This window comes from Vibrio sp. CB1-14 (assembly GCF_040412085.2).
Classification (GTDB): domain Bacteria; phylum Pseudomonadota; class Gammaproteobacteria; order Enterobacterales; family Vibrionaceae; genus Vibrio; species Vibrio chaetopteri.
This window is the reverse complement of the sequence record NZ_CP115920.1, coordinates 692,109-718,403: the sequence shown is the minus strand read 5'-3', so window position 1 is coordinate 718,403 and position 26,295 is coordinate 692,109. Positions and strand designations below refer to the sequence as shown.

The 26,295-nt window shown below is 48.1% G+C and carries 18 protein-coding genes and 1 other RNA gene; 8 read left to right on the top strand and 11 right to left on the bottom strand.

The window, feature by feature from the left end; all coding sequences use genetic code 11:
- Position 1: 1 nt before the first annotated feature.
- The 5 genes from PG915_RS03265 to rsmI form a co-directional block, all read right to left on the bottom strand.
- Complete coding sequence (locus PG915_RS03265; protein WP_353497848.1) at positions 2-1,738, bottom strand: penicillin-binding transpeptidase domain-containing protein; 1,737 nt, start codon at positions 1,736-1,738, stop codon at positions 2-4.
- Positions 1,735-2,055, bottom strand: a complete 321-nt coding sequence (ftsL, locus tag PG915_RS03260) for a cell division protein FtsL (RefSeq protein WP_042501227.1) — start codon at positions 2,053-2,055, stop codon at positions 1,735-1,737. Before ftsL ends, PG915_RS03265 begins: the two co-directional genes overlap by 4 nt.
- An 11-nt stretch (positions 2,056-2,066) precedes the next feature.
- Positions 2,067-3,017 carry a 16S rRNA (cytosine(1402)-N(4))-methyltransferase RsmH gene (rsmH, locus tag PG915_RS03255; RefSeq protein WP_353497847.1) on the bottom strand — a complete coding sequence of 317 codons (951 nt, stop codon included), beginning with the start codon at positions 3,015-3,017 and terminating at the stop codon, positions 2,067-2,069.
- A gap of 151 nt (positions 3,018-3,168) precedes the next feature.
- Positions 3,169-3,575: RNase P RNA component class A (gene rnpB, locus PG915_RS03250), an RNA gene on the bottom strand.
- 45 nt (positions 3,576-3,620) lie between these two features.
- On the bottom strand, positions 3,621-4,484 hold the full coding sequence (gene rsmI, locus PG915_RS03245) for a 16S rRNA (cytidine(1402)-2'-O)-methyltransferase (protein WP_353497846.1): 864 nt from the start codon (positions 4,482-4,484) through the stop codon (positions 3,621-3,623).
- 62 nt (positions 4,485-4,546) lie between these two features.
- Here rsmI and PG915_RS03240 point away from each other — a divergent pair, with 62 nt between their 5' ends.
- The 4 genes from PG915_RS03240 to PG915_RS03225 are packed head-to-tail and all read left to right on the top strand — an operon-like array spanning position 4,547 to position 8,084.
- The gene (locus tag PG915_RS03240) at positions 4,547-6,439 is read left to right on the top strand and encodes a penicillin-binding protein activator (RefSeq protein ID WP_353497845.1); all 1,893 of its coding nucleotides are present in this window, start codon (positions 4,547-4,549) and stop codon (positions 6,437-6,439) included.
- Positions 6,402-6,791, top strand: coding sequence for a YraN family protein (locus PG915_RS03235; RefSeq protein WP_112459864.1), 390 nt, complete (start codon positions 6,402-6,404; stop codon positions 6,789-6,791). The genes PG915_RS03240 and PG915_RS03235 overlap by 38 nt, the downstream gene beginning before the upstream one ends.
- A 2-nt stretch (positions 6,792-6,793) precedes the next feature.
- Entirely contained in the window at positions 6,794-7,384 is a 591-nt protein-coding gene (locus PG915_RS03230) for a phosphoheptose isomerase (RefSeq protein ID WP_353497844.1), read from the top strand.
- A gap of 10 nt (positions 7,385-7,394) precedes the next feature.
- Complete coding sequence (locus PG915_RS03225; protein ID WP_353498656.1) at positions 7,395-8,084, top strand: BON domain-containing protein; 690 nt, start codon at positions 7,395-7,397, stop codon at positions 8,082-8,084.
- A gap of 81 nt (positions 8,085-8,165) precedes the next feature.
- Here PG915_RS03225 and ilvN read toward each other — a convergent pair whose 3' ends face one another.
- The 5 genes from ilvN to erpA all read right to left on the bottom strand — a co-directional run bounded on the left by ilvN (position 8,166) and on the right by erpA (position 15,704).
- Positions 8,166-8,660: an acetolactate synthase small subunit gene (gene ilvN, locus PG915_RS03220; RefSeq protein ID WP_353497843.1), complete on the bottom strand. Its 495-nt coding sequence runs from the start codon at positions 8,658-8,660 to the stop codon at positions 8,166-8,168.
- Between the two features lies 1 nt (position 8,661).
- The gene (locus PG915_RS03215; RefSeq protein ID WP_353497842.1) at positions 8,662-10,398 is read right to left on the bottom strand and encodes an acetolactate synthase 3 large subunit; all 1,737 of its coding nucleotides are present in this window, start codon (positions 10,396-10,398) and stop codon (positions 8,662-8,664) included.
- Between the two features lie 419 nt (positions 10,399-10,817).
- Positions 10,818-13,979, bottom strand: coding sequence for an efflux RND transporter permease subunit (locus PG915_RS03210; RefSeq protein WP_353497841.1), 3,162 nt, complete (start codon positions 13,977-13,979; stop codon positions 10,818-10,820).
- A gap of 8 nt (positions 13,980-13,987) precedes the next feature.
- On the bottom strand, positions 13,988-15,097 hold the full coding sequence (locus PG915_RS03205; RefSeq protein WP_353497840.1) for an efflux RND transporter periplasmic adaptor subunit: 1,110 nt from the start codon (positions 15,095-15,097) through the stop codon (positions 13,988-13,990).
- Between the two features lie 265 nt (positions 15,098-15,362).
- Entirely contained in the window at positions 15,363-15,704 is a 342-nt protein-coding gene (gene erpA / locus PG915_RS03200; protein ID WP_353497839.1) for an iron-sulfur cluster insertion protein ErpA, read from the bottom strand.
- A 317-nt stretch (positions 15,705-16,021) separates the two neighbouring features.
- On the opposite strand from erpA, the gene hemL reads away from it, so the two are divergent.
- The 4 genes from hemL to PG915_RS03180 all read left to right on the top strand — a co-directional run bounded on the left by hemL (position 16,022) and on the right by PG915_RS03180 (position 23,441).
- Positions 16,022-17,314 carry a glutamate-1-semialdehyde 2,1-aminomutase gene (gene hemL, locus PG915_RS03195; RefSeq protein ID WP_353497838.1) on the top strand — a complete coding sequence of 431 codons (1,293 nt, stop codon included), beginning with the start codon at positions 16,022-16,024 and terminating at the stop codon, positions 17,312-17,314.
- Positions 17,315-17,668: 354 nt separating this feature from the next.
- Entirely contained in the window at positions 17,669-18,742 is a 1,074-nt protein-coding gene (locus PG915_RS03190; protein WP_418642297.1) for an AI-2E family transporter, read from the top strand.
- Positions 18,743-18,808: 66 nt separating this feature from the next.
- Positions 18,809-19,831 (top strand): 16S rRNA (guanine(1207)-N(2))-methyltransferase RsmC, encoded by a 1,023-nt coding sequence (gene rsmC, locus PG915_RS03185; protein ID WP_353497836.1) that lies wholly within the window; start codon positions 18,809-18,811, stop codon positions 19,829-19,831.
- A gap of 223 nt (positions 19,832-20,054) precedes the next feature.
- A complete protein-coding gene (locus tag PG915_RS03180) occupies positions 20,055-23,441 on the top strand; it encodes a response regulator (RefSeq protein ID WP_353497835.1) in 3,387 nt (1,128 codons plus the stop codon).
- Between the two features lie 91 nt (positions 23,442-23,532).
- Here PG915_RS03180 and acnB read toward each other — a convergent pair whose 3' ends face one another.
- Positions 23,533-26,130, bottom strand: coding sequence for a bifunctional aconitate hydratase 2/2-methylisocitrate dehydratase (gene acnB / locus PG915_RS03175; protein ID WP_353497834.1), 2,598 nt, complete (start codon positions 26,128-26,130; stop codon positions 23,533-23,535).
- Positions 26,131-26,295: the final 165 nt, after the last annotated feature.

Below are 26,295 nucleotides of genomic sequence, written 5' to 3'. Positions count from 1 at the left end.
CCTATTGCTGAAATTGGTTTTCGTCAGGAGCGACATTGAGTATCTGCAACGCTCCCTTCATGATTTCGGAAAAGACAGGGCCTGCCACCGCACCGCCATAGTACTGATCGCCTTGCGGTTCATTAATCACCACTACCAAGGCAATACGCGGGTCACTTACCGGCGCGACACCTGAGGTAATCGCTACATATTCATCACTGTAGCCACCCGCCGCTGCCTTTCTTGAAGTACCAGTTTTCGCGGCTACTCGATACCCGGGCACCGCCGCTCGTGTTGCTGTACCGCCAGGCTGCGTTACCGCCTCTAACATATGCAGAACCGACATCGCGTAGTCATGGTTGATAACCTGCTTGGACAAGTCCTGCTGATTGCTTTCAATAATATGTACTGGCTGATACAAGCCGCCATTACCGAGAGTGGCGTAAGCGTGTGCTAACTGAAGAGGCGTGATGGAGATACCGTAGCCAAATGCGAGTGTCGCGATTTCAAACTGCGACCAACGGCGACGGTTAGGGAAGATACCCGTGGTCTCACCAACCAAGTTAAGACCAGACAGCTGACCATAACCAATGGAGCTGTACATCCCAAGTAGCGCCTCTAGTGGCATGTCTAAAGCCAGCTTTGCCACTCCGATGTTGCTCGACTTTTGCAGGATCTTAGCTAAGTTCGCTTTACCCACCTTCGATGTATCACGCACTCGGCTACCACCGATCTGCATGATGCCATTACCGGTATCGATGATGGTGTTTTCATCGGCAATACCTGCCTCTAGTGCCGCTAGCACGACAAATGGCTTAACCGTAGAACCCGGCTCCATCGCATCGGTAATAACACGATTTCGCATCGTAAAAGACTGGCGTGAAGAGCGGTTGTTCGGGTTATAAGAAGGCGCATTTACCATGGCTAATACACCACCGGTTTTCACATCAATGATAACGGCACTGCCCGACGTGGCGCGGTAATCGGCCACAGCCTGTTTGATGGCGCGATAAGCGATGGCCTGCAATCTTTGATCGACGGTAAGCTCAAGTGGTTTACCTTCCTCTCTGTCTTCAAGAGAGATGTTTTCCACCACGCGACCATAGCGGTCTTTACGAATAATGCGCTTACCCGCTTCACCGGTCAGCCATTTATCATAGCTGCGCTCAACGCCTTCAAGACCGTGACCATCGATACCAGTCACACCCACTAAGTGAGCACTAACCTCACCCGCAGGATAATAACGTCTGGATTCCGCTTTTAGCCCTACGCCAGAGAGTTTCAACTCTTTGATGTACTTCGCCATCGCAGGGCTCACTTGACGCTGCAGGTAAATAAATCGGCGTGATTTGTTCTTGTTGATTTTGGCAATAAGTGCATCGCGATTGAGACCAAGTACATCAGCAAGTGCATGCCAACGGTCTAACTGCTTAAGTCCATCATCTTTAAAAATAGTAGCTGGATCGGCCCATACCGCCTGAACAGGTACACTGACTGCAAGTGGTTCACCGTTTTTATCGGAGATAATGCCGCGCGCCGAAGGCAGCGCCTTTACACGAACAGAGCGCAGATCGCCCTGTTTAATCAGATTGTCAGGCTCGATAACTTGAATATAACCGATGCGTGCGACTAGCGCGGTAAAGATAAGCAGCACGCCGCCCATAATGAGGCGAAAGCGCCAAGCGATCAGCGCAGGTTGGCTTACGGCTTGTTGAGATTGTTTTTTGTTGGAAGACTTAACGACTTTTTTGCCTTTCATTTCAGGGAAACCACTACTTCCTTGTCTGCGTCTGGGCGCGTCATCTCTAACTCTTGTTTAGCCATAGCCTGAACGCGGCTATGTTCCGACAGCGCATTTTCCTCAAGCAACAGGTTGCGCCACTCATTATCAAGTCGTTCACGCTCTTGAAGCGCGATATCTTTCTCGTTGATGGCTTCGCGGGTGTGATGCGTTGCAAACACCACCCCCATCGCCGTTGCAAATATCATCAAAAACACGATAAGCGGGATACGGCCTACCGTGATGATATCTAAGGCAATCAGTTTCGCGAGATTATGAGTCGGTTGGTTAGACATCCCGTCATCCGTTACAGTTTTTCCGCCACACGAAGTACAGAGCTGCGTGAGCGGGTGTTCATTTCCACTTCATGACCCGAAGGCTTGAGCGCCTTACCAATGGTCTTTAGATTCGCACTACCCAGCGCTCGAATTTGATCTTCGGTCATCGGGATACCATGGGGTACCTGGGGTCCTTTGCTCTCTTTGCGCATAAAATGCTTCACCATGCGATCTTCAAGCGAGTGGAAGCTAATAACCGACAAACGCCCCTCTGGAGCAAGAATGCTGGCAGCGCCTTTTAGCGCCGTATCGATCTCTTCGAGCTCACTGTTGATGTAGATTCGAAACGCTTGGAAAGCTCGCGTCGCTGGGTGCTTTTTCTCTTTGAAGCTCTTAGGTGCGGCTTCAGAGATCAGCTTTGCCAACTGGCCAGTACGTGTAAGCGGCTCTTTTTCTTCATCTTCACGATGGGCAACAATAGCTTTAGCAATACGGCGAGCATGCTTGTCTTCACCAAACTCGCGGATCACCCACGTAATGTCATCAAGATCGGCTTGCGCTAACCACTCAGAGACAGGCATACCAGATGTTGGATCCATACGCATATCAAGCGGGCCATCTTTCATGAAGCTAAAGCCACGCTCAGCATCGTCAAGCTGCGGCGAAGACACGCCCAAATCAAGCAACACACCGTCCACTTTACCCACAAGATCATAACGCTCTGCGTATTCTGCCATACCAGAAAATGGGCCATGAATAATGGTAAAGCGTGGATCATCAATCTTTTTTGCTTCCTCAATCGCCGTCGGATCGCGGTCAATACTGAATAGGCGACCGTTTTCACCCAGTTGTGAAAGAATTTGACGACTGTGACCACCGCGGCCGAACGTTCCATCAATGTAAGTTCCATCCGGTTTGATCGCTAGACCATCAATGGATTCGTGAAGTAGTACCGAAATGTGTTGAAAGGATTCGCTCATGGGTGATCTCGAGAGTTGCTTAGCAAAGATGACAAGTTTACTGATTTCCTTCAGTAACGTCATCTGGTTAAGTTCAGCCTATCGTAAAGATAGGTGATAAAAAAGCAAAAAACCCATTACAAAATCAATTTGTAATGGGTTTTTCTATAATAGGTGAAGTTGACCTGTACGCCGGGTTCTGTATCCGCCGAAGCGGTGATAGCCATTCGTCTAGGCCAGCAATCGCTCACTGGCTCAAGCAACCTACCCGCCTCCATACGCGAGCAACGCAATGTGGAGGCCTATTTGGTCTTGCTCCGGGTGGAGTTTACCTTGCAACGAACTATTGCTAGTCGCCCGGTGCGCTCTTACCGCACCCTTTCACCCTTACCTGTGCTCCTTCCGAAGAAATGGAGCCATCGGCGGTCTTCTCTCTGCTGCACTTGTCGTGGGCTCGCGCCCCCCAGGCGTTACCTGGCACCCTGCTCTGTGGAGCCCGGACGTTCCTCCCCTCCGTCAGTCTCCCCCAAGACAAGCTCAAGGGGACGTCAACGAAGCAGCGACTATCCAGTCAACTTCAGGGCGCGGATTGTAACTAAGCGAGCGTGATTACTCAATGTTTTTCTAGGATAAGTTTTCTAGACCCCATTTATACAAGGCATTCTTTTTGAGGTTATAGATTTCAGCCGTCGCCGCTGCCGCTTTTTTAAGTGGTAAATCTTTAACCAAAATAGCCAGTGTACGTGTCGCTTCATCTGGCAGCTCTTCATTCACAGGCTCACGATGACCGTGAATCAATAACACCATCTCACCACGCTTACGGTTATCATCTTCTCCAATCCACGCAATCAACTCACCAAGTGGCAAACCTTGAATGGTTTCATAGGTCTTGGTTAGCTCGCGCGCCAATACAACCTCACGTTCAGGCCCCAGCACTTCAAGCATATCGGCAAGTGACTCGGTAATTCGATGTGGCGATTCGTAGAAGATACAGGTGCGCTCGGCTTTGGCGATCTCCATGAATTTATCTTTACGGCCTTTGCTTTTCGCTGGCAAAAAGCCCTCAAAACTAAAGCGATCAGAGGGCAAGCCAGATGCGCTCAGCGCAGTAATCACAGCACACGCCCCTGGTAATGGCACAACTTTAACGCCTGCCTGACGACATTGAGTCACCAAATGATACCCTGGATCGCTGATAAGCGGTGTGCCAGCATCAGAGACCAATGCGATGGATTCACCCGCAAGCAGTTTATCGACTAAAACTTGCGCTTTTTGCTGTTCATTGTGATCATGCAACGCAAATGTTCTAGTTTGAATATTGAAGTGAGACAGAAGCTTACCCGTATGGCGCGTATCTTCAGCAGCAATAATGTCGACGCTATGGAGTACACCCAGCGCTCTTTGTGTGATATCACCGAGGTTTCCAATCGGTGTCGGTACAATAAAGAGCGTTGGTTGCTCAATATAAGTAGTTTTGTTGCTTGTCATTTGTTTACCAGCACTTCAACGATTAATATAATGATTTTACACGAATAGTGATTAAAGAGCTCATGGCAATGATGAACCCAAAGAGAAATAGTGTAACACGCCTACTGACTCCAATTGCATTGGCTTTGTCCATTGCCGCTTGTTCTACTCAGCCAAGCGCCCCAGAAAGCGTTGATATCACCCTAGCACCTACTGCCTCTTCGGAGACCTATCTGATGCGAGCTGACGCCGGTCAAGACGGTTTTGCAAACGAATGGTTGATCTTGGCATTCAAAGCATCAATTCAAGAGGGCAATTACGAGCAAGCCCAGAGACTCTCTAATCGACTTGCCAAACAAAATCTCACCACGGTGCAGCAAGCCGAGTGGCAACTCGCACGCGCGGAACTAAACCTTGCGCAAGGCAAAGCAGAACCAGCGTATCTGCAGCTTAGCTTCCCATCTGAATGGCCACTCGCGCAGCAACAATGGCAGCGTTATCATCAATTGCGCGCACAAAGCCTTGCCGCCATGGGCAATTACTTTGATGCTAGCCGTGAGCTGATTGCACAAGCAGGTTTTAGCGCCAGTGACCAGCAAGAAGCGATCAACGCCCAAATCTGGCAGTACATGAACCAGTACTCAGCGCAGGATCTATCAACCTTAGTTGCCCAGCCTAATGAAGAAGTACTGGATGGCTGGTTACAACTGGCTACCTATATGAAAGGCATGGCAGCTAGCTTGCCACAACTGCAAAATACACTAAATAACTGGCTCGCAGAAAATCCAACTCACCCAGCAGCTATCTACACTCCGCAAAGCATTTACGACATTCTCAACTTAGAGATTGCTTCGCCTCAAAGCACCGCTCTACTTCTGCCACTTTCTGGTAAGTATGCAAAGCAAGCTCAGCTGGTACGCGATGGGTTTATGATGGCGATGATGGATGACGAATTGCGCGATCCAGAGGCTATTTTTACCGTTATTGATACAAACGAAGCCACCCCTGCTGACATCAAGACAAAACTCGTCGCTAATGGTGTTGATTTTATTGTCGGCCCACTGGTTAAAGAAAATGTTGAGAAGCTACAGCAAGCTCAGCAAAACTCTGAGACACCAATCCCTGCGCTCGCACTGAATATTCCTAATGAGATAGAACCAACACAGATGATGTGTTACTTAACTCTATCTCCTGAGCAAGAGGTTGCTCAGGCAGCTCAACATCTGTCTAAAAACCAATATGCTTTCACGCTGATCATTGCGCCGCAAGGCTCGCTGGGCAACCGTGTGGCAAAGGCTTTTGAGGCTGAATGGGCAAAAGTGAGTGACAACAAAGTCGCCGTAGCGCAGTACGCGAATCGCGCACAACTACAAAAAACCATCAACAACGTGTTTGGCCTACAAGAAAGCCAGCAACGTATCGCTCAGATGGAAGCGCTAACGGGTATGAAGCTCGAAAATCAGCCACGTAGTCGTCGTGACATTGATTCCGTATACATTGTTGCCAATAATGCCGACCTTACGCTGATCAAGCCATTTATCGAAGTCGCTATTAACCCTGACGCTAAACAGCCACAGCTGTTTGCTGATTCCCACAGCCACAGTGAGAAACGTCAGTATGAAGACCTCACTGGCGTGGTATACAGTGATATTCCACTGCTAGTGGAGCAAAATGTCGACCTCGATGCACAAATGACTAAGTTCTGGCCGAAGAGCTCAAATGCAGAGAAACGCCTGCAAGCATTAGGTATGGATGCCTACACGCTGACTAAAGAATTACCGCAACTGAAAGCAGTACAAGGTTACTCTGTCGATGGACAAACCGGTATGCTAACGATCGATCCAGACTGCGTAGTTCAACGCCAGATTGCTTGGGGTGTCTACGGCGAGCAACCTTCTACCGTACAAGAAATAACCGCGACTCAGGACGAGACAAGCGATGACACTACTGCCGTGGAAACGCCAATCAGCGAGTAAACGCGCCGTTGGAAAACGTTATGAGGAACTGGCCAAAGACTATCTCGGTCGTCAGGGCTTGGTTCCTCTATCAGAAAACTTCACGGTAAAATGCGGTGAAGTTGACCTGATCATGCAAGATAAATCGAGCATTGTGTTTGTGGAGGTCAAATACCGACGCAATCAATGTTATGGTAGCGCCCAAGAAATGGTGACGCGAGCCAAAGCAAAAAAGCTCGAAAAAGCCGCCACACTGTGGCTTCTCAAAAATGGCCTATCGCCATACGAGACCGAATTTCGATTTGATGTGGTTGCCATTCACGAACAAGGCAACGACATCAACTGGATAAAAAACGCCATCACTCAAGGATAACCATGCGCGATAGCATCAAAGAAAGTTTTACTGAAAGCATCCAAATTCAAATCGCCGCCGCCGAAGCGCTGCCAGACGCCATCACTCACGCTGCACAAGCAATGGTCGCAACACTGCTCAATGGCAACAAAATTCTGTGCTGCGGTAACGGCGGGTCAGCGTCCAACGCTCAGCAATTTGTCTCATGCCTACTGAACCGTTTTGAAACCGAACGTCCAAGTCTGCCTGCAATGACACTGACTGCTGACAGCACCACCATGACCGCAGTGGCGAACGACTACAACTTTGAAGATATCTTTGCCAAACAAGTGCGCGCCTTCGGCCAAACTAACGATATCTTGTTGGCAATTTCAACCAGCGGGAACAGCAAAAACGTCATTAAAGCGATGGAAGCGGCTGTGACTCGAGATATGACCATCATTGCCTTTACCGGCAAAGATGGTGGCGAAATGGCCGGCTTATTGGGCGAAAACGATGTGGAAATACGTATCCCATCTCAACGAACCTCACGCATTCATGAAGTCCACATGGTGACACTCCACTGCTTGTGCGATCTCATCGACCAAGTGCTATTCCCATCTCACGAAGAGTAACATTATGAAGATGTATAAAGTAATGGCACTGCTCATGGCCAGTATGTTCCTTTCGGGCTGTGCCGGTCTATTTGTAGCAGGTGCTGCGACGACGGTAAACCTCGTCACCGATACGCGCAGCGCAAAAGAGATTTGGAATGACAGTGCCCTTGAGTCAGAAGTAGCTGGTATGGGTAACAAAGCGCCCTATGTTAGCAACGTGCGCGTCGTTGCCAGCTCACAGCGTGGTACTGTCGTGCTGATGGGACAGGCGAATACGGAAGCGCTTCGTAGCCAGCTTGAAAACCAAGTTAAAGGTCTTAATGGCGTAAAAATTGTCTACAACCAAGTCCGCGTTAAGCAGCCACTTAGCTTCACGCAAATCAGCAATGACAGCTGGTTGACGACGAAGGTCAAGTCAGCGCTCTTGACCGACGAAAGACTCAACGGCGTCAAAATCAAAGTCATCACTGAAGACAGTGAAGTGTTTCTACTGGGTTATGTGTCTAAAGAGCACGCCGATGTGGCCACAGAAATCGCCAGAAATGTATCCGGCGTAAAACAGGTGATCCGTGCGTTCCAATTCAGTGAGCAACAAGAAAAGCTCAACACAGAAGCCGAGCCTGAACAGCCAGCGCCACCAGCAGAGCAACCTCAACAAGAAGAGGAGATGAAGCCAATCATCGAAGAGCCTGCTCCTTTTGTGGAAATCGAAGGTTAACCTTCTTAGGTCAATGAACCCGAGCAAAGCAAAAGGCCAGTCACTTGACTGGCCTTGTTTTTAATCAATAGCTTAATTGGCTTATGGCTTTAGCGCACGCTCACCACGAGCAATGCCTACAATACCGCTTCGAGCCACTTCTACCACATCCGTCACTTCTGATAGCGCTGACACAAACGCATCAAGCTTTTCAGCCGTGCCTGCAAGTTGAACCGTATATTGCGACGAAGTGACATCAACAATCTGGCCACGAAAGATATCCGCCGTACGCTTCACTTCTGCACGCGCAAAACCGCTCGCTTTGACTTTAACCATCATTAGCTCGCGCTCAATGTGCTCAAACTCAGTCACTTCCTGAACCTTAAGGACATCAATCAGCTTATGCAGGTGCTTTTGGATCTGCTCAAGCTCCATTTTATCCGATTCTGTGGTGATGTTAAGGCGTGATAACGTCTCATCATCGGTTGGCGATACGTTGAGTGATTCGATGTTGTAGCCGCGCTGAGAGAACAGGCCAACCACTCGAGAAAGAGCACCCGGCTGGTTTTCCAATAGTAGCGAAATGATATGTCTCATATTAGGTTCTCTCCGTCTTACTTAGCCACATCTTATCCATACCTTCCCCTTTGATTTGCATCGGGTAAACGTGCTCTGTTTCATCTACATTGATATCAACGAACACGAGGCGATCTTTCATCTCTAGCGCTTTCTTCAGACCAGATTCAAGTTCGCTTGGGTTGGAAATGCGAATACCTACGTGGCCATAAGCTTCAGCAATAGCAGCAAAGTCAGGCACCGAATCCATGTAGGAGTTAGAGTGACGACCCTGATAAATAATATCCTGCCACTGTTTTACCATCCCTAAGAAACGGTTGTTGAGGTTGATTATTTTAACCGGCACATCGTATTGCATAGCCGTCGACAGCTCTTGAATGTTCATCTGAATACTGCCATCACCGGTGACACACACCACCTCTTCATCTGGGTAAGCAAACTTCACCCCAATCGCTGCAGGGAAGCCAAAGCCCATGGTGCCAAGACCACCTGAGTTGATCCAGCGGCGTGGCTTATTAAACGGATAGTAGAGCGCAGCAAACATTTGGTGCTGACCCACATCGGATGCCACAAACGCGTCACCGCCCGTCAGCTTGTGCAGCACTTCAATGACCTGCTGTGGCTTAATACGCTCTTCCGAGGTTTCGTAACCAAGACAGTTACGCTCTTTCCAAGAAGCAATATCATCCCACCAAGCATTAAGCGCAGCTTCATCATTGGTGCCACCCTGCTCTACCAGAAGTTTCAACATGGTCTCTAGAATCACATCCGCAGAGCCAACAATCGGCAAATCAGCGCGTACGTTTTTCGAGATCGAAGAAGGGTCGATATCAATATGTACTACCTTGGCATTTGGGCAGTACTTGTCGAGGTTGTTGGTGGTACGGTCGTCAAAACGAACACCAACACCAAAAATAAGGTCAGCATTATGCATCGCAAGGTTGGCTTCGTAAGTACCATGCATACCCAGCATACCTAATGCGTTTTTATGTGTGCCAGGAAACGCACCCAAACCCATCAACGTGCTGATGACGGGTAGGTTCAACGTTTCAGCCAGCTTAATGATGTGTTGGTCTGCCTCAGACATGATGGCACCACCACCCACATACAAAACAGGTTTCTTCGCTTCTAAAATCGCTTTTAGCGCTTTTTTGATTTGCCCTTTATGACCCGATGTCGTCGGATTGTATGAGCGCATCTTAACGGTTTCAGGGTACTCGTAAGGGAACTTGATCTGCGGATTCATGACATCCTTCGGAATATCAACAACAACCGGACCTGGGCGGCCAGTAGACGCGATATAGAAGGCTTTTTTCAGCGTTTCAGGGATATCTTCAGCACGTTGCAATAGGAAACTGTGCTTAACCACCGGACGGGATACACCGACCATATCACACTCTTGGAACGCATCATTACCGATCAGATTGTTCGGTACGTTACCAGAGAGCACCACCATAGGGATCGAGTCCATGTAAGCGGTAGCGATACCGGTAATGGTGTTGGTCGCACCAGGACCTGAACACACAAGTACCACACCCGGCTTACCGGTAGCACGTGCGTAACCATCAGCCATGTGTGTCGCGGCTTGTTCGTGGCGAACGAGGACGTGTTGGATATTCTCGCGCTTTTCATGCAGCGCATCGTAGATATCAAGAACGGAACCACCTGGGTAACCAAAGATTTGTTGTACACCTTCGTCAATCAAAGATTGAACGATCATCTCTGCACCAGATAGCATTTCTGGGGTTGAATCTGCCATATTGTCTCCTTACCAGTTACTTCAACAATCAGGTTGTTGCTGAGCTGGCATTACATAGTTAGGTCTTATTCGTAGCCTAAATCGAAACTACTCACTTTTCAGCTATGTCACATAGCTTGTCATAACAAGCAATATGTTTACGCAACAACTGTAACGCTTTCTTTGCACAAGATCTAACCCGACAAAGGCTGCAAAAAACACACTTACCTTCGAAATGATAGGTTTGCCAACATTTGTCTTACCCAGAGAAACAAAACCAAACCAATAACCTAGTATCAAATAAAATTCAGAGTTAAATACTGCCTAATTTATCAAAAACTGGCAAAAACTTATCAGCAATTCTGATTGCTCACTCGAAATCACTAGGGGAAATTAATAAAAAAACCCCATATTTTGTTAAATAATGGGGCTTTGATTCACTAGGCCGCTTCAACGGGCTTTTTTACAGGTTTCGACCTCAATCGTCGTAACGTGCGTCGCAACATCGACGGCTGCTGTTTTTGCTGTTCTGTTTTACCTAACATCAGCAAACACGGCGTTAATACTAAGGTCAATACCGTAGCAAACGCCAAGCCGCCCGCTACCGCGGTTGCAAGCTGTGACCACCACTGAGTGCTTGGTGCGCCAAACTCAATTTTTTGATTGATGAGGTCGACGTTCATCTCCAGCACCATAGGCATCAAACCCAAAATCGTGGTCACCGTGGTGAGCATTACCGGACGCAAACGCTGTACACCCGTTCTTAAGATCGCTTCACGCTTATCCAAACCGCGCTTAATCAGCTGGTTATAGGTATCAATCAGTACGATGTTGTTATTAACCACAATCCCCGCTAGCGCGATAACACCGATGCCTGACATGATGATGCCAAATGGACGCTGGAACACCAATAGACCCGCAAACACTCCCACGGTTGAAAAAATCACTGCACTCAAGATCAATAGCGCTTGATAGAAGCTATTGAATTGAGTGATCAAGATTAGCGCCATGACGGCCAGAGCGACCATAAAGGCACTTTGCAGGAACTCCGATGAATTCTTCTGCTCTTCATTTTGACCTTTGATAACAAACTCAACACCACTTGGCAGTTCAATCTGGTTGAGCTGCTCCATAAAGCCTGGTAGCTCAACCGCGAGATTGTAGCCATCCGCCATGTCGGCTTTGACATTGATAACGCGCACGCCATCTAAACGGTTAATGGTGTCTTGCTTCTGCTCTGGTGTGATTTCAGCAAAGTTGGTAATAGGCACCAGACCTGCCGGCGTCTTAACGCGAAGTTCATCAAAACGGCCAATATCACGATGCTCTTCTGGGAATCGCACTAAAATATCGACCTCTTCGGTAGAATCGTCAGGTAGATAATCACCAATTTTTAGGCCGTTGGTCACAAACTGAACCGTGTTACCTACCAGTGTCGCGTCCGCACCAAAGCGAGCAGCATCATCTCGGCTGATATCAATTTGCCAATCTATCCCTGGTTTGTTTGACGTGTCACTGACGTTCGTCAGTTTGGCATTGCCATCCGCCCAGCGACGCACTTCTTTTGCAGCTGCATCTAAACCATCAGGAATACGAGCAGAAAGTTCGACCACCAAATCATGCTCAACCGGGGGGCCTGCATCAGGGAACTTGTACTCAATCTCTACCCCCGCAAACTGATCCGTCGTTTGCTTAAGCTCTTCGATGATAGCGGGCACCTTGCGACGATACTGCCAATCCAATGGGGTAATTTGAATCACACCAATTTCATCTTTACCGCCTGTTTTGGTGTAAACACTTTCAAACTCATCATGACCCAGCATCACCTTCTCAACAACACGCATCACCTCGTCTTTTTCATTGATAGACAAGTCTCCGTGAGAACGCACTTTGACATTAAAGTAAGGCGGATCAACTTCTGGGAAAAACTCAGCGCCAAGGCCTGCTTTGTTGTATGCCACTCCAACGCCGATTGCCATTGCAATCGCCAGTAGCAGCACTTTTAAAGGATGGCCAAGAGCAATATCTAGGGTGTGATAGTAAAGCTTGGTAATACCGGTCGCTTTATCAAACTCGCCCTCATGCAGCGCCACCATTTTCTTTTGCTGAGTCGGTGAAACATATTGCGGCTTACCAATCAGGCCGCCGAGCACTGGCACAAACAGCAGTGCCATCACTAACGACGCCGTCAGCGTTGCAATGAGCGTCATCGGCAAGTACTTCATGAACTCACCAGTAATATCCGGCCAGAATAGCAGCGGTGCAAACGCAGCCAAGGTAGTTGCCGTGGATGCCGTGATCGGCCAAGCCATGCGTTTGGCTGCATCACGATACGCTTCTTTACGCTCCATCCCTTCTTGCATGCGGCGATCAGCAAATTCGGTAACAACGATTGCGCCATCGACCAGCATGCCCACCGCCATAATGAGTGAGAACAGTACAACGATATTGACCGTAAGGCCAAATACCGACAGCACAAGTAGGCCGGTCAAGAACGAGCCAGGAATCGAAATGCCGACCAATAGCGCAGTGCGAACACCAAGGATAGCGATGATAACAATAACCACCAAAATGATTGCTGATAAGATATTGTTTTGCAGATCATTGAGCATGATCTTCACATCTTTCGATTCATCCTTAGTGAACTTCACCTGAAGGTTGTTTGGCCATTCATCACGAAGCTGAGCTTGTCGCAGCACTTCTTTGACCAATGAGACAGTTTCAATGATGTTCTCACCAGCACGCTTTTTGACATCCAATACCACTGCAGAGCGTCCATCAAGACGAGCAAAACTGTCAGGGTCTCGGAAAGCGCGGCGAACTGTCGCGACGTCTCCAAAAGTGATCACTTGTTTGCCATCCACCTTAACAGGCAGCTCCAACACATCTTTTAGGCTGTTGAACACTGACGGTACTTTGACCGAAAAACGGCCATAACCGGTATCAACAAAGCCAGCGGCTACCACGCGGTTGTTCAGGGCAATCAGGTTGTAAATATCACCTTGGTCGAGCCCATAGCTTTCCATCAGTAGCGGGTCGACCACAATCTCAACAATGTCTTCACGGTCACCAGCAATGTCTACCTCCAATACTTGGCGGTAGCTTTCAAGCTTGTCACGCAACTGGCGAGCAAGCTGCACTATGGTGCGTTCTGGAACGGTGCCGTAAAGTACAACCGAGAGCACAGGTTGCTGTGACGCAAAGGTCACCTCGTTAACTGTCGGTTCATCACTGTCTTCTGGCAACTTAGGCTTAGCAAGGTCAACAGCATCACGTACGTCTGCCATCGCCTTGGTCAAATCAACGCCGACATTAAATTCAAGTGTTACTGAGGCGTGACCTTCCGATGCCACCGCCGTCATCTCTTTCACGCCTTCAATCGAGCGCAACTCTTTTTCTAGCGGTCTGACGAGCAATCGCTCACTATCATCCGGCGAAATACCTTGGTGACCCACAGACACATAGATGATTGGGATGGTGATATCTGGACTCGATTCTTTGGGAATAGTGTTGTAAGTCACGACACCGGCAATGAGCACCAGAGCCAGCAAGCTGAGCATGGTTCTAGAGCGCGACAGCGCCGCATCAATTAATGCAAACATGCGGCCTCCTATTGCTGCTGTTCAGCGATTTGATTGGCCTCAGCGACACTGATGGCTTCGACCTGATCGCCATGACGAACGAAACCTTGTCCAAGGACGATGATGTCACTCTTAGTGCCAAGCCCGGTCAGCCAGACACCATCTTGCTCAGCTTTAACCAACTGGATGGGTACAAAGTCCACATGATTATCTTTAAGCGTTTTCACACCTAGATTGCCGATTTCATCCAGTGCTAACATTGCTGGCGTGATTTTGATCGCCAGTTGCTCATCCAATGCCAATTCCACTTCTGCACTGACACCCGCAGGAATGCGCTGATTTGGATTCGGCACAGCAATTTCAATCGGGAAAGTATTGGTTGAAACGGAAGAGACGCGCGAAATGTAACGCAGCGTACCCGTAACTTCTTCACCACCAACAAAACGAATTGTAGAGGTTTGGTTTGGCGTGAGTTTTTGAATATGACGTTCACTAACATCCGCTTCAATGACTAGAATATCTAAATCAATGAGCGTCGCTACAGGATCGCCAACACCGACAAAATCACCCAGCTCGATCGACAAATGGTCGACGATGCCGGTAAACGGAGCGGTTACCGTAGTATTGCGCAGAGCAAGTTTCGCTGCACTCACCATCGCTTTAGCTTCGGTTAGGTTAGCTGCAGCAGTCGAGTAAGCCACCTCACCTTGCAGTCCTCTACTTTTCAAAGACTTGGAGGCATTAAATTCTTGCTGCCTAACATTGAGCATCGCCTGAGCACGCTCCAGTTGAATATTGAGGTCACCTTTGTCAATTTGTGCAATCGCCTGCCCTTTTTTCACCTCATCGCCTTTCTCGACGTTGAGCTTGATAATCTTGCCGGCAATTTCAGCGCCCAACCGAGCAGTGCGATCGGGTGCTGTACGACCATATAAATCGATCTTCTTATCGATCTTTTCTGCGCTAAATTCTTGATAAACCACTCGGGCAAGTGGAATGATTTGCTCTTTTTTCTGATTTGGCGCTTCTTCAGCCTTTAAAACCCCAAGACCAAGCCAAGTGGAGAGTGCTACGACGCATACCAAAGAGATTAACCAAGGACGTTTGGATAGAAAGTTGCCACGTTGAGTAGTTGGCATAATAATTTCCCTATTATTGTAATCCGACACTGCCGACCTTCTACGAAGCGGAGCAGCATCCGGTTTAAAAACTACGAATAATCAATCGCTAAACGACAACTTTCTGTCAGATACTGTGCGCTGACTACTGACTCGAGTGTAACAAAAACCCCTTTTGTAGATAACATTCATTTTGCTTATTATTGAAGTTTTTTAACCTCTCCGATATTCCAGGTAAAAAAAAGGCGAACTAGATGTTCGCCTCTCTTCAACTTATTCTTTAGAACTACACGCTAAACGATGCACCACAACCACACGTTGTGGTCGCGTTCGGGTTATCAACGAAGAAGCGTGAACCTTCAAGACCTTCGGTATAGTCAACTGTGCCACCAATCAGGTATTGCAAACTCATTGGATCAACAACCAGCGTCACACCACACTTTTCGATGGTAGTATCACCGTCGTTAACGCTCTCATCAAAGGTAAAACCGTACTGAAAACCACTACAGCCACCACCGGTGATGTATACACGAAGCTTAAGCTCTGGGTTTTCCTCTTCTGCGATCAACGCATTAACACGCGTCGCCGCTGCCTCAGAAAAATTTAATGGAATAGCTACATCACTCACAGGAACCTCTCTTGCTACTCTGCCTCAAACGCCTGTTTGCACCAACCAAGACCATTGCAAACCCTAGTGTTCAAAACAAGCGGCGATGAATTAACAGCGCTCAATACTTAGCCGAGCATCATTGTATTTTGTAAAGTTATTGTCGGTGATTATCTAATACCTGAGTGCTTCGTTCAAGTATTAGACAAAACCAAATTAATAGAGATGTACCTAAAACTCGTATCAATATGAGAAAATGTGCTCAAAACACTTCTCGATTCGATTTGTAGATGTACAATGCAGCACACTTGGTCCGAACAAGCAAAGAGGAACTTTCCATGACCAAATCAGCAGAGCTGTATGAAAAAGCGCAACAGACCATCCCTGGTGGTGTTAACTCTCCGGTTCGTGCCTTTAACGGCGTAGGTGGTTCACCTATTTTCGTTGAACGTGCCGATGGTCCATTGATGTTTGATGCTGATGGTAAAGCCTACATCGACTACGTAGGTTCATGGGGTCCAATGATCCTTGGTCACAACCACGCAGTGATCCGTGATGCAGTGATCGATGCAGCTCAGCGTGGCCTTAGCTTTGGTGCGCCAACCGAAATGGAAATCAACATGGCGGAGCTGGTTCGCAAACTGGTACCTTCCATGGAACAGCTACGCATGGTGAGCTCAGGTACGGAAGCGACCATGAGTGCTATCCGCCTCGCTCGTGGCTACACGGGTCGTGACAAGATCATCAAATTCGAAGGTTGCTACCACGGTCACGCTGACAGCCTACTAGTAAAAGCTGGCTCTGGCGCACTAACACTCGGTCAGCCAAGCTCACCGGGCGTCCCTGCTGACTTTGCTAAATACACATTGACAGCACGCTTCAACGACCTGGCGTCTGTAAAAGCGCTATTCGAAGCGAACAAAGGTGAAATCGCTTGTATCATCGTTGAACCTGTTGCGGGCAACATGAACTGTATTCCACCCGTTGAAGGCTTCCACGAAGGTCTGCGTCAGATCTGTGATGACGAAGGCGCACTGCTTATCTTTGATGAAGTCATGACTGGTTTCCGTGTTGCACAAGGCGGCGCGCAAGCATACTACAACATCAAACCAGACCTAACGACGCTTGGTAAGATCATTGGTGGCGGCATGCCAGTTGGCGCGTTCGGTGGCCGTAAAGAGGTGATGCAGCACATCGCACCAACCGGTCCTGTGTATCAAGCGGGCACTTTGTCTGGTAACCCAATTGCGATGGCGGCTGGCTTTGCATGTCTGACACTGCTTTCTGAAGAAGGCAACGAAAAGCGCCTTGCTCAAAAAACTAAGCACCTAGCAAATGGCTTCAAATCTCTGGCAGACAAACACGGCATTCCATTGGTAGTTAACCAAGTGGGCGGTATGTTCGGTTTCTTCTTCACCGACCAAGAAACCATCACTTGCTACGAAGATGTCGCGAAATGCGATGTAGAACGATTCAAGCGCTTCTTCCACCTTATGCTAGACCACGGTGTTTACCTGGCACCATCAGCGTTTGAAGCAAGCTTTACTTCACTGGCTCACGGCTCGAAAGAAATCGATGCAACGCTTGAAGCCGCTGACCGCTGCTTTGCGATGCTTGCTCAAGAGGCATAATCAAGAGTTAACCTCTTAAGAAGTTGAGAAAAGGGCTGAGCATATCAGCCCTTTTTTAATGCCATCTTTTTATGCCTGCCAGTTGAATATCACCAGCAGCACTAAAAGCCCAATCGTGATTGAAAACCAGGATATTTTGCGCGTTTTTTTCTTGCCTTGCTCACAGTTTTTGTCACCGTTACAACAACCCATCGAACTCTCCTACCGCCTCAGAACTGACAAGATTTTAAATTGATCACTCAAAGATTTACGTCCATTATATGACCAATACTGCTTATGTCTGTCAGCGTTTGTCGAACATTGACGATATCGCATCTACACTTCCAGTAAAAAGGAAACTTCGTGAACAACAAAATGAACGTGACGGCCAGCCATTGGGTACTGATTGTTGCCCTACTCTTTGCCGCGTTTGCCTGCTATCTCTTAGTGGAGCCTTACATCAACTCCATTATCATGGCATTTATCTTGTCACTATTGATGTTTCCTATCCATGAATGGATTGAACAAAAGCTTCCTAAGCACAAGAACATTGTTGCCTTGCTCTCTTGTATCGTACTGACCTTTATTATTGTCATGCCACTCATGTTGGTCTTTAGCGCGATTGTTCAACAAGGCTCCGTCTTCTCCCAGAACATGTACCAATGGGTGACCGGCGGCGGCATTCAAGAAGTTATCGCCCACCCTTGGGTCGTCACTGGTCTTGATTTCGTCAACGAATACCTACCTTTCGATGCTATTAATCCGCAAGACATCGCTCAAAAGGCGGCGGAATTTGCCACCTCTCTTGGCTCTAACCTAGTTGCTATGAGCGCAAAAATTCTTGGCGATGCCACTAACTTCTTGATGAACTTCTTCTTGATGTTGTTTGTATTGTTCTTCCTACTGCGCGATCACGACAAACTCATCGCAGCAATCCGTCATATTTTGCCGTTTTCTCGTAGCCAAGAAGACCGCCTACTAAGTGAAATTGAAAAAGTATCCAAGTCTGCAGTCATGGGCTCGTTTTTAACCGCAATCGCACAAGGTGCCGCTGGCGGCTTTGGTATGTGGATGGCAGGATTCCCTGGACTATTCTGGGGCACCATGATGGGCTTCGCTTCATTCATTCCAGTGGTGGGTACGGCGCTGATTTGGATTCCTGCTACGGCGTATCTTCTGATCACCGGTGACACTGGTTGGGGGCTATTCTTGGCTGTTTGGAGTATCGCCGTGGTTGGCTCAATTGATAACGTACTGCGCCCACTGCTAATGCAAGGTAGTGCGGGTATGAATACACTAATGATCTTCTTCTCGCTACTTGGTGGTATTCACTTGTTTGGTCTTATCGGCCTAATCTACGGCCCGCTGATCTTCGCGATTACTATGGTGTTGTTCAACATGTATGAAGAGGAATTCAAAGAATTCCTTGATGGCCAAGATAGAAGCTAGAGTCTTTTTTCAGGGAGGGGTTTGTGAGAGAATCGCCTCCCTTTTTATTTCGAGAGAAACATCGCCATGGCAAGCTACATCGCACCCAGTCAAATTGCACAACGACAACTAGAGTATTTTGCCGGCAAGCGTGTGTTGGTTATTGGTGAAATAGAAGATAGCTTCCCGATTGAACTGAGCCGCCACTGCGACAAAGTAACGGTATTCACCAGCAACTACATTACCTATCGTTCACTGCAATCTTCATCAAAAATCGACACTCTATTTGGCGCATCGCTACCAGCCGATATTGATGCAGACATGGTCTTACTTTACTGGCCAAAGGCGAAAGCAGAAGCGCAAATGCTACTGCATATGTCACTGGCAGCACTTGGCAATGAGACCGAAATCGTGGTGGTGGGTGAAAATCGCTCGGGCGTAAAAAGCATTGAGAAGATGTTTGCCACCTACGGTCCCATCAATAAGTACGACTCAGCAAGACGCTGCTCATTTTATTGGGGCATTTGCCAACAAGCTCCTGATTCGTTTGATTTACAAAGTCAAATCAAGACTTACCATGTTGAGCTCAATGGCATTGCTATCACTGTAAAGAGCCTACCTGGGGTATTTAGCCACGGTGAGTTCGACCACGGCACTCAACTTCTGCTCAATAACCTTCCAGAGCTCACAGGCAAAGTACTCGACTTTGGTTGTGGCGCGGGCATCATTGGCGCTTATATGGGTCTGAAGAACCCAACGAGTAAGCTTAACCTATGTGATATCAACGCGTTTGCGATTGAGTCAAGTAAGCAGACTCTCGCTGCCAATGGATTATCGGGTGAGGTTTTTGCCTCTGATGTGTATTCCGATATCGGCAACGATTTTGATTTTATCGTCAGCAACCCGCCTTTTCATGCAGGGCTCGATACCAGCTACTCAGCGACAGAAACCCTATTATCTGATGCCCCTAAACATTTAAATAAACAGGGTCAGCTTTGGATTGTCGCCAACAGTTTCCTCAAATATCCGCCGATTATTGAGCAGCAGTTTGGTCATTGTAAGACAGTGGCCAAAAACCGTAAATTTGCCATTTATCACGCTGCAAAATAACCTTCTCTGTTAGATTTTATCGCGCTATCAACCACAATAACCGGCACTGAATAGCGCGATAATTCTCTCAATTCTCGGTAATCTCTTACAAAGCTAACCAACTAACGGTAATTTTGTGTGTCCCAACACGCTTTACCTGTCACTTACTTGCCAATAAAAAATAAGTCTATAAATTGGCAAGGTTAAGAGTGTCTAGTTGATTGAGTGAGAGAATCTTTCCCCCATGTTAAAGCTGCGTCGCAAACAGAAATTTAAACGATTGCAAAACACCCTGATGATGGCGTTTTTGGTGCTCAGCATCACGCCGCTCACTATCATTGCGCTTTTCTTTCTTAATGCACATAGCCAAGATCTTCGCGACCAAAGCACCTCTCACCTTGTTTCACTGCGAGATACTAAAAAGCAGCAGATCGTCGATTATTTTAATGCTCAAGAGTCCGAAGTCATGGGCTTTGTTCGCTCCGAGCTTGCTTTTGCCAGTGGCGGCCGTTTCTACGGTCTAGTCAATGCATTCCAAAGCCTCGGCGACGATATTGAGCAAGCCCGTCAACATGCTCAGGAGCGTTATATTCTTGGCTCCGGCGACCAAGTGAAAACCACCATTCTCCCAGACTCTAGTAGTTACGTTGGTAGTGAGCGCTATCGCTTACTACACAAACGTTACCACCGCGCTTTTATGGAACACTTAAAGCGCTCAGATTTCGATGACATCATCTTGGTCGATTTAGCGGGTAACGTGACTTACTCGGTGTACAAATTCGATTACTTCGGCACTAACCTCGAAACCGGCAGCTATTCAACTCGTGTCTTAGGTGAGACGTTTGCGCGCCTTACATCGGAAGTGAAACTCAAACGCAAAGAAAACGAAGAATACACACCTGTCATCGTCTCAGACTTTGCTGAATATGAAGGTAAGCAGAATGCTTGGGTGGGTGCTCCAATCATCCAACAAGGTTACTTGCACAGTTATGCGATGTTCCGACTGCCAATTAGCGGTATCACTAAGCTGATTACCGATGGAACACCGCAAGACATCAACGTACTTTTAGTGGGGAGCGACCACTCAGCGAAAATTATTGGCTTAAGCGAAGAAACTATCGCCAATAGTGACACCGTGATCTCCGAAGCCTTATCTGGCATCACCGATGTCAGCCGCTATCAAAGTGCATTAGGTGAAAAATACTTTGCCGCATTTGCGCCTATCGCGCTTAACACAACCCATTGGGCACTGGTTGTCGAAACCCCTGAGGCAATTGCGTTTGCCAGCGTCAATCAGCTAGAGACCTTGTTTGTGGTCGCCATGCTGACTGCGATTGTTGTCGTGGTCATCGCATCACACTACCTTTCTAACTTCATTACATCACCGCTATTGAAACTTACCTGGGCTGCAGAGCGCGCTTCTGGGGGCGACCTTGACCCTTCGATTATTAGTTTGGAACGTGCCGATGAAATTGGCCGTCTTGCACTCAGTTTTGAACGTATGCGCCGCTCAATTAAGGACAAGATTGAGCTCATTAAAAGCCAAAACCAAGAACTAGAACAAAGCCTTGCGATCATCAAAAAACAAAACGAAGAATTACAGCTGGCCGATAAGCTCAAAGATGAATTTCTTGCAACCACATCGCATGAGCTGCGTACTCCACTGCATGGCATGATTGGTATTGCTGAAGCGATGATTTCTGGTGCCAATGGCCCCATTGGCGCCAATCACAAGTACCAGTTGGATATCATCGTCAACAGTGGCCAACGTCTTGCGAGCTTGGTTGATGATCTGCTCGATTACCACAAAATGCGCTACGGTAGCCTTGATATCGAACGTCAAGCTCTGAGCCTAACCAGCACGACTCAACTGGTGATTGAGCTCTCTAACCACTTACTTGGCGACAAAAAGATCCGCATTATCAACCAAGTCCTTGAACCGCTGCCGTTGATTTCAGCCGACCCGCAGCGCCTTGAGCAAGTGCTTTACAACTTACTTGGTAACGCGATTAAGTACACCAACGAAGGTAAAATTGTCCTTTCCGCGACTGCTATGAGTGACCATATTCGCGTTCAGGTAGTCGACACCGGCCAAGGTATCCCAGCTCAGCAGCTTGAACACATTTTTGAGCCTTTAGTACAGGCAGGCCACGACTCCGGTCATTACCGCCAAGGTGCCGGGCTGGGTCTTTCCATTAGCCGTCAGCTTATCGAGCTCATGGGTGGCTCGCTGTACGTAAGCAGTCAGCCACATGTCGGCACAACGTTCAGCTTTACGCTGCCTCTAGCTACCCAACAAGAAATTGAAGCGCAATCACAAGCTTGCTCTGTGAGTCATTTTCAAATTTCTGAATCCGCAGAGCTCGCTCTGGAAGAAGAGGAAGTACTACCTGAAAACCCTAATGGCCCAGTATTGCTCATTGCTGACGATGAGCCGGTGAACCTGCGCATTCTCGAAAGCTTCCTGCGACTAGAAGGCTATCAAGTACGCCTGGCCAAAGACGGTATTGAAGCGCTGGATCAGATTGAGAAAGAAAAGCCAGAACTGCTACTACTCGACATTATGATGCCAGGCATGAGCGGCTTTGAAGTGTGTGAGTCGGTACGTGAAACTTACGACCACGCAGCACTGCCTATCATCATGCTTACCGCTCTTAACCAACCAGAAGACCGAGTACGCGGCTTTGAGCTGGGTGCTAATGACTACTTGGCGAAACCGTTTAGTAAGCCGGAACTCGCTGCTCGTATTGCAGCTCACTTGCAGGCAAGCAAAGCCGAAGAGCGCCGCGCGGAAAACCAAAACCTGAAATACGAGCTCAAACAGCGAGCCATGGTCGAAGCTAGCTTACTTGAAACCCAAGGACGTTTGATTGAACAACTCGACAATGCTCCTGAAGCCATTTTGTGTATCCGAGAAGATCTTAAGGTTCAGTTTGCTAACCAAAGTGCCGGACGCCTGTTTAAGCGCTCTGTTGAGCAGCTCAAGCGTGCCAGCATTGAAGAGTTAATCGCGCCGAAATTCATTCACCTAAACCAGGAGCATTACTTTGGTGAAATTGATGCCTTCGTCGATGATGTTCGTCAGCACATTAATGCCGACATCATGATGCTTCCTGAAGGTTCTGGACTGAAGAGTATTTATATCTTTGAGCAAGGAATGTCGCTCGATGCTAGCCGAGTGAAGAACCTCGAAACGGCCATCGATGCCCTATCTACTTATGCTATTGAAGGTGATAAAGCCAAGCTTAAAGAACTCAAAGAGCTCGGTGGTGAGTTCACTCGCTTAGCTGATAAAGCGGAAGGTGAAGAAAAATCGCGTCCGGAAATTATGCGCGAGATCCTCGTCGAAACCATGACCACATCACTAACCTACTGGGAGAGTGTCACAGGCCAAAGCAAGTTTGCCTTCGCTGAGCAAAGTGGGCTGTGGCGCGTCTACTTAGACCGCAGCACGCTTCAAACCCGAACATTAGATAAGTACCTGCGCCTTGAAACGCTGCCGAAAACGCCACGATGGCGCACTGTCCTAAGCTCTGTGGAATACATTCTAGAGCACTGCCATAAGCAAGGACCAGAGCGCGACTACATCATTAGTTTACGCGATAAACTTCAGCGCCTTCTCACCAGCTAGCGAAGCTCAAATCCAACCCTGAGCCAGTTACTCAAGCCATAAAAAAACCACGGTCATCACCGTGGTTTTTTACTGCCTACTGCTAGCTAAATTACGCTGGCTCTTGGAAAATCACCGTATCGGCTTTTTCCGTATACTCTGCCATGCGATGGAAGTTTAGATAACGGTAAGTATCCGCTGCTGTTGGGTCAATCTGCTTCATGTATTCTAGGTATTCTTCCTTAGTTGGGATCTTACCAAGAATCGCACCCACTGAAGAAAGCTCAGCAGACGCCAGGTATACATTCGCACCTGTACCTAAACGGTTCGGGAAGTTACGTGTCGATGTCGACATTACCGTCGCTTCATCCGCTACGCGAGCTTGGTTACCCATACATAGCGAACACCCCGGAGTTTCGATACGAACTCCCGCACGACCGAAGATACCGTAGTAACCTTCTTCTGTAAGCTGGTCACGGTCCATTTTCGTTGGTGGCGCTACCCAAAGACGCGTATCAAGCTGACCGTTGTACTTATCTAGAAGCTTACCAGCCGCACGGAAGTGGCCGATGTTAGTCATACATGAACCAATGAATACCTCATTGATTTCAGTGCCTTGAACGTCAGATAGTAGACGAGCATCATCTGGGTCGTTTGGCGCACATAGAATTGGTTCTGTAACGTCAGCCAAGTCAATTTCAATCACGTGCGCGTATTCAGCGTCACCGTCGGCCGTCATTAGGTCTGGGTTTGCTAGCCACTCTTCCATGCCAGTGATACGACGCTCGATGGTACGGCGGTCGCCATAGCCTTCAGAGATCATCCACTTAAGCATAGTGATGTTCGAGTTTAGGTACTCAGAAATAGAGTCTTGAGACAGCTTAACCGTACAACCAGCTGCACTACGTTCAGCTGATGCATCCGACAGCTCAAACGCTTGCTCAACCGTTAGGTGCTCAACACCTTCAATCTCTAGGATACGACCCGAGAACTCGTTGATCTTGCCCGCTTTCTCAACCGTCAACAGACCTTGTTTGATTCCGTAGTAAGGAATGGCATGAACAAGGTCACGTAGCGTGATACCTGGCTGCATCTCACCTTTGAAGCGCACCAAGATTGACTCAGGCATATCCAATGGCATTACGCCCGTTGCAGCGGCAAACGCAACCAGACCCGACCCAGCTGGGAAAGAAATGCCTAGCGGGAAACGAGTATGTGAGTCGCCACCGGTACCTACTGTGTCTGGTAGTAGCATGCGGTTTAGCCATGAGTGGATAACACCGTCACCCGGACGAAGCGACACACCTGCACGGTTCATAATGAAGTCTGGCAACGTATGGTGCGTGTTCACATCGACTGGTTTTGGATATGCAGATGTGTGACAGAAAGACTGCATGACAAGGTCAGCAGAGAAACCAAGACACGCAAGGTCTTTTAGCTCATCACGCGTCATAGGACCCGTTGTATCCTGAGAGCCAACCGTTGTCATCTTAGGCTCACAGTAAGTGCCAGGGCGAATACCTTCAACACCACATGCTTTACCTACCATCTTCTGAGCAAGCGTGTAACCTTTTCCAGTATCTTCTGCAGCAACAGGAAGACGGAATACCTCAGAAGGTGCAAGACCTAGTGATTGACGCGCTTTGTCTGTAAGACCACGACCGATGATCAGTGGAATACGACCTCCTGCACGGACTTCATCAATCAGTACATCTGTTTTTAGACCGAACTCAGCCAGTGTTTCGCCTGAAGCGTGGTCGCAGACTTTGCCTTCGTATGGATAAACGTCAATCACGTCACCCATATTCAGCTTAGTTACGTCAACTTCGATAGGTAGCGCGCCCGCATCTTCCATTGTATTAAAGAAGATAGGAGCAATCTTGCCGCCAAGTACGTAACCACCAGCACGTTTGTTTGGTACGTTCGGGATATCATCACCCATGAACCAAAGCACAGAGTTAGTTGCTGATTTACGAGAAGAACCCGTACCAACAACGTCTCCCACGTACACGAGCTGATGACCTTTCTCTTTTAACGCATCGATTTGTTTGATTGGACCAATTGAGCCTTGTTGATCCGGTTCAATACCATCGCGAGCGTTCTTTAGCATCGCCAAAGCATGGACAGGAATATCTGGGCGTGACCATGCATCAGGTGCTGGTGATAGGTCATCGGTGTTTGTCTCACCCGTTACCTTAAATACGGTAAGCGTGATCTTCTCTTGAAGTTCAGGTTTCGATAGGAACCACTCTGCTTCAGCCCACGAGGTCATCACTTGCTTCGCATAAGCATTACCAGCTTTTGCTTTCTCTTCAACATCGTAGAAAGCATCAAACATCAGCAGTGTGTGTGATAGGGCTTTAACCGCGATAGGGGCGAGCTCTGCGTCATCGAGCAATGACACGAGAGATTCAATATTGTAACCGCCTTGCATCGTACCAAGTAGTTGCGCTGCTTTTTCACGGCTAACTAGAGGTGATTCCACTTCACCTTTGGTAATGGCCGTCAGAAAGCCGGCTTTAACGTAAGCAGCTTCATCTACACCTGGTGGGATACGGTTCTCTAGGAGATCGAGGATAAACTCTTCTTCACCTTGAGGCGGGTTCTTTAGTAATTCAACAAGTCCTGCAACTTGTTCAGCGTCTAAGGGTCTAGGAACAACTCCTTCAGCAGCACGCTCTTCGACGTGTTTACGATAGGCTTCAAGCACGACTTCTTTCCTCTCATTGCGGTCCCTCCTTATAATTAGAATTCGGAGTGGACATCCTTGGAAACTTGGCTCTCCCTTGCCATTGGTCGTCTTCAACTAATTGAATCAACAGCGCCAGAGAGGCCAAACAGTGGGGCGAAGGATACCAAATTTAACGTTAAATTA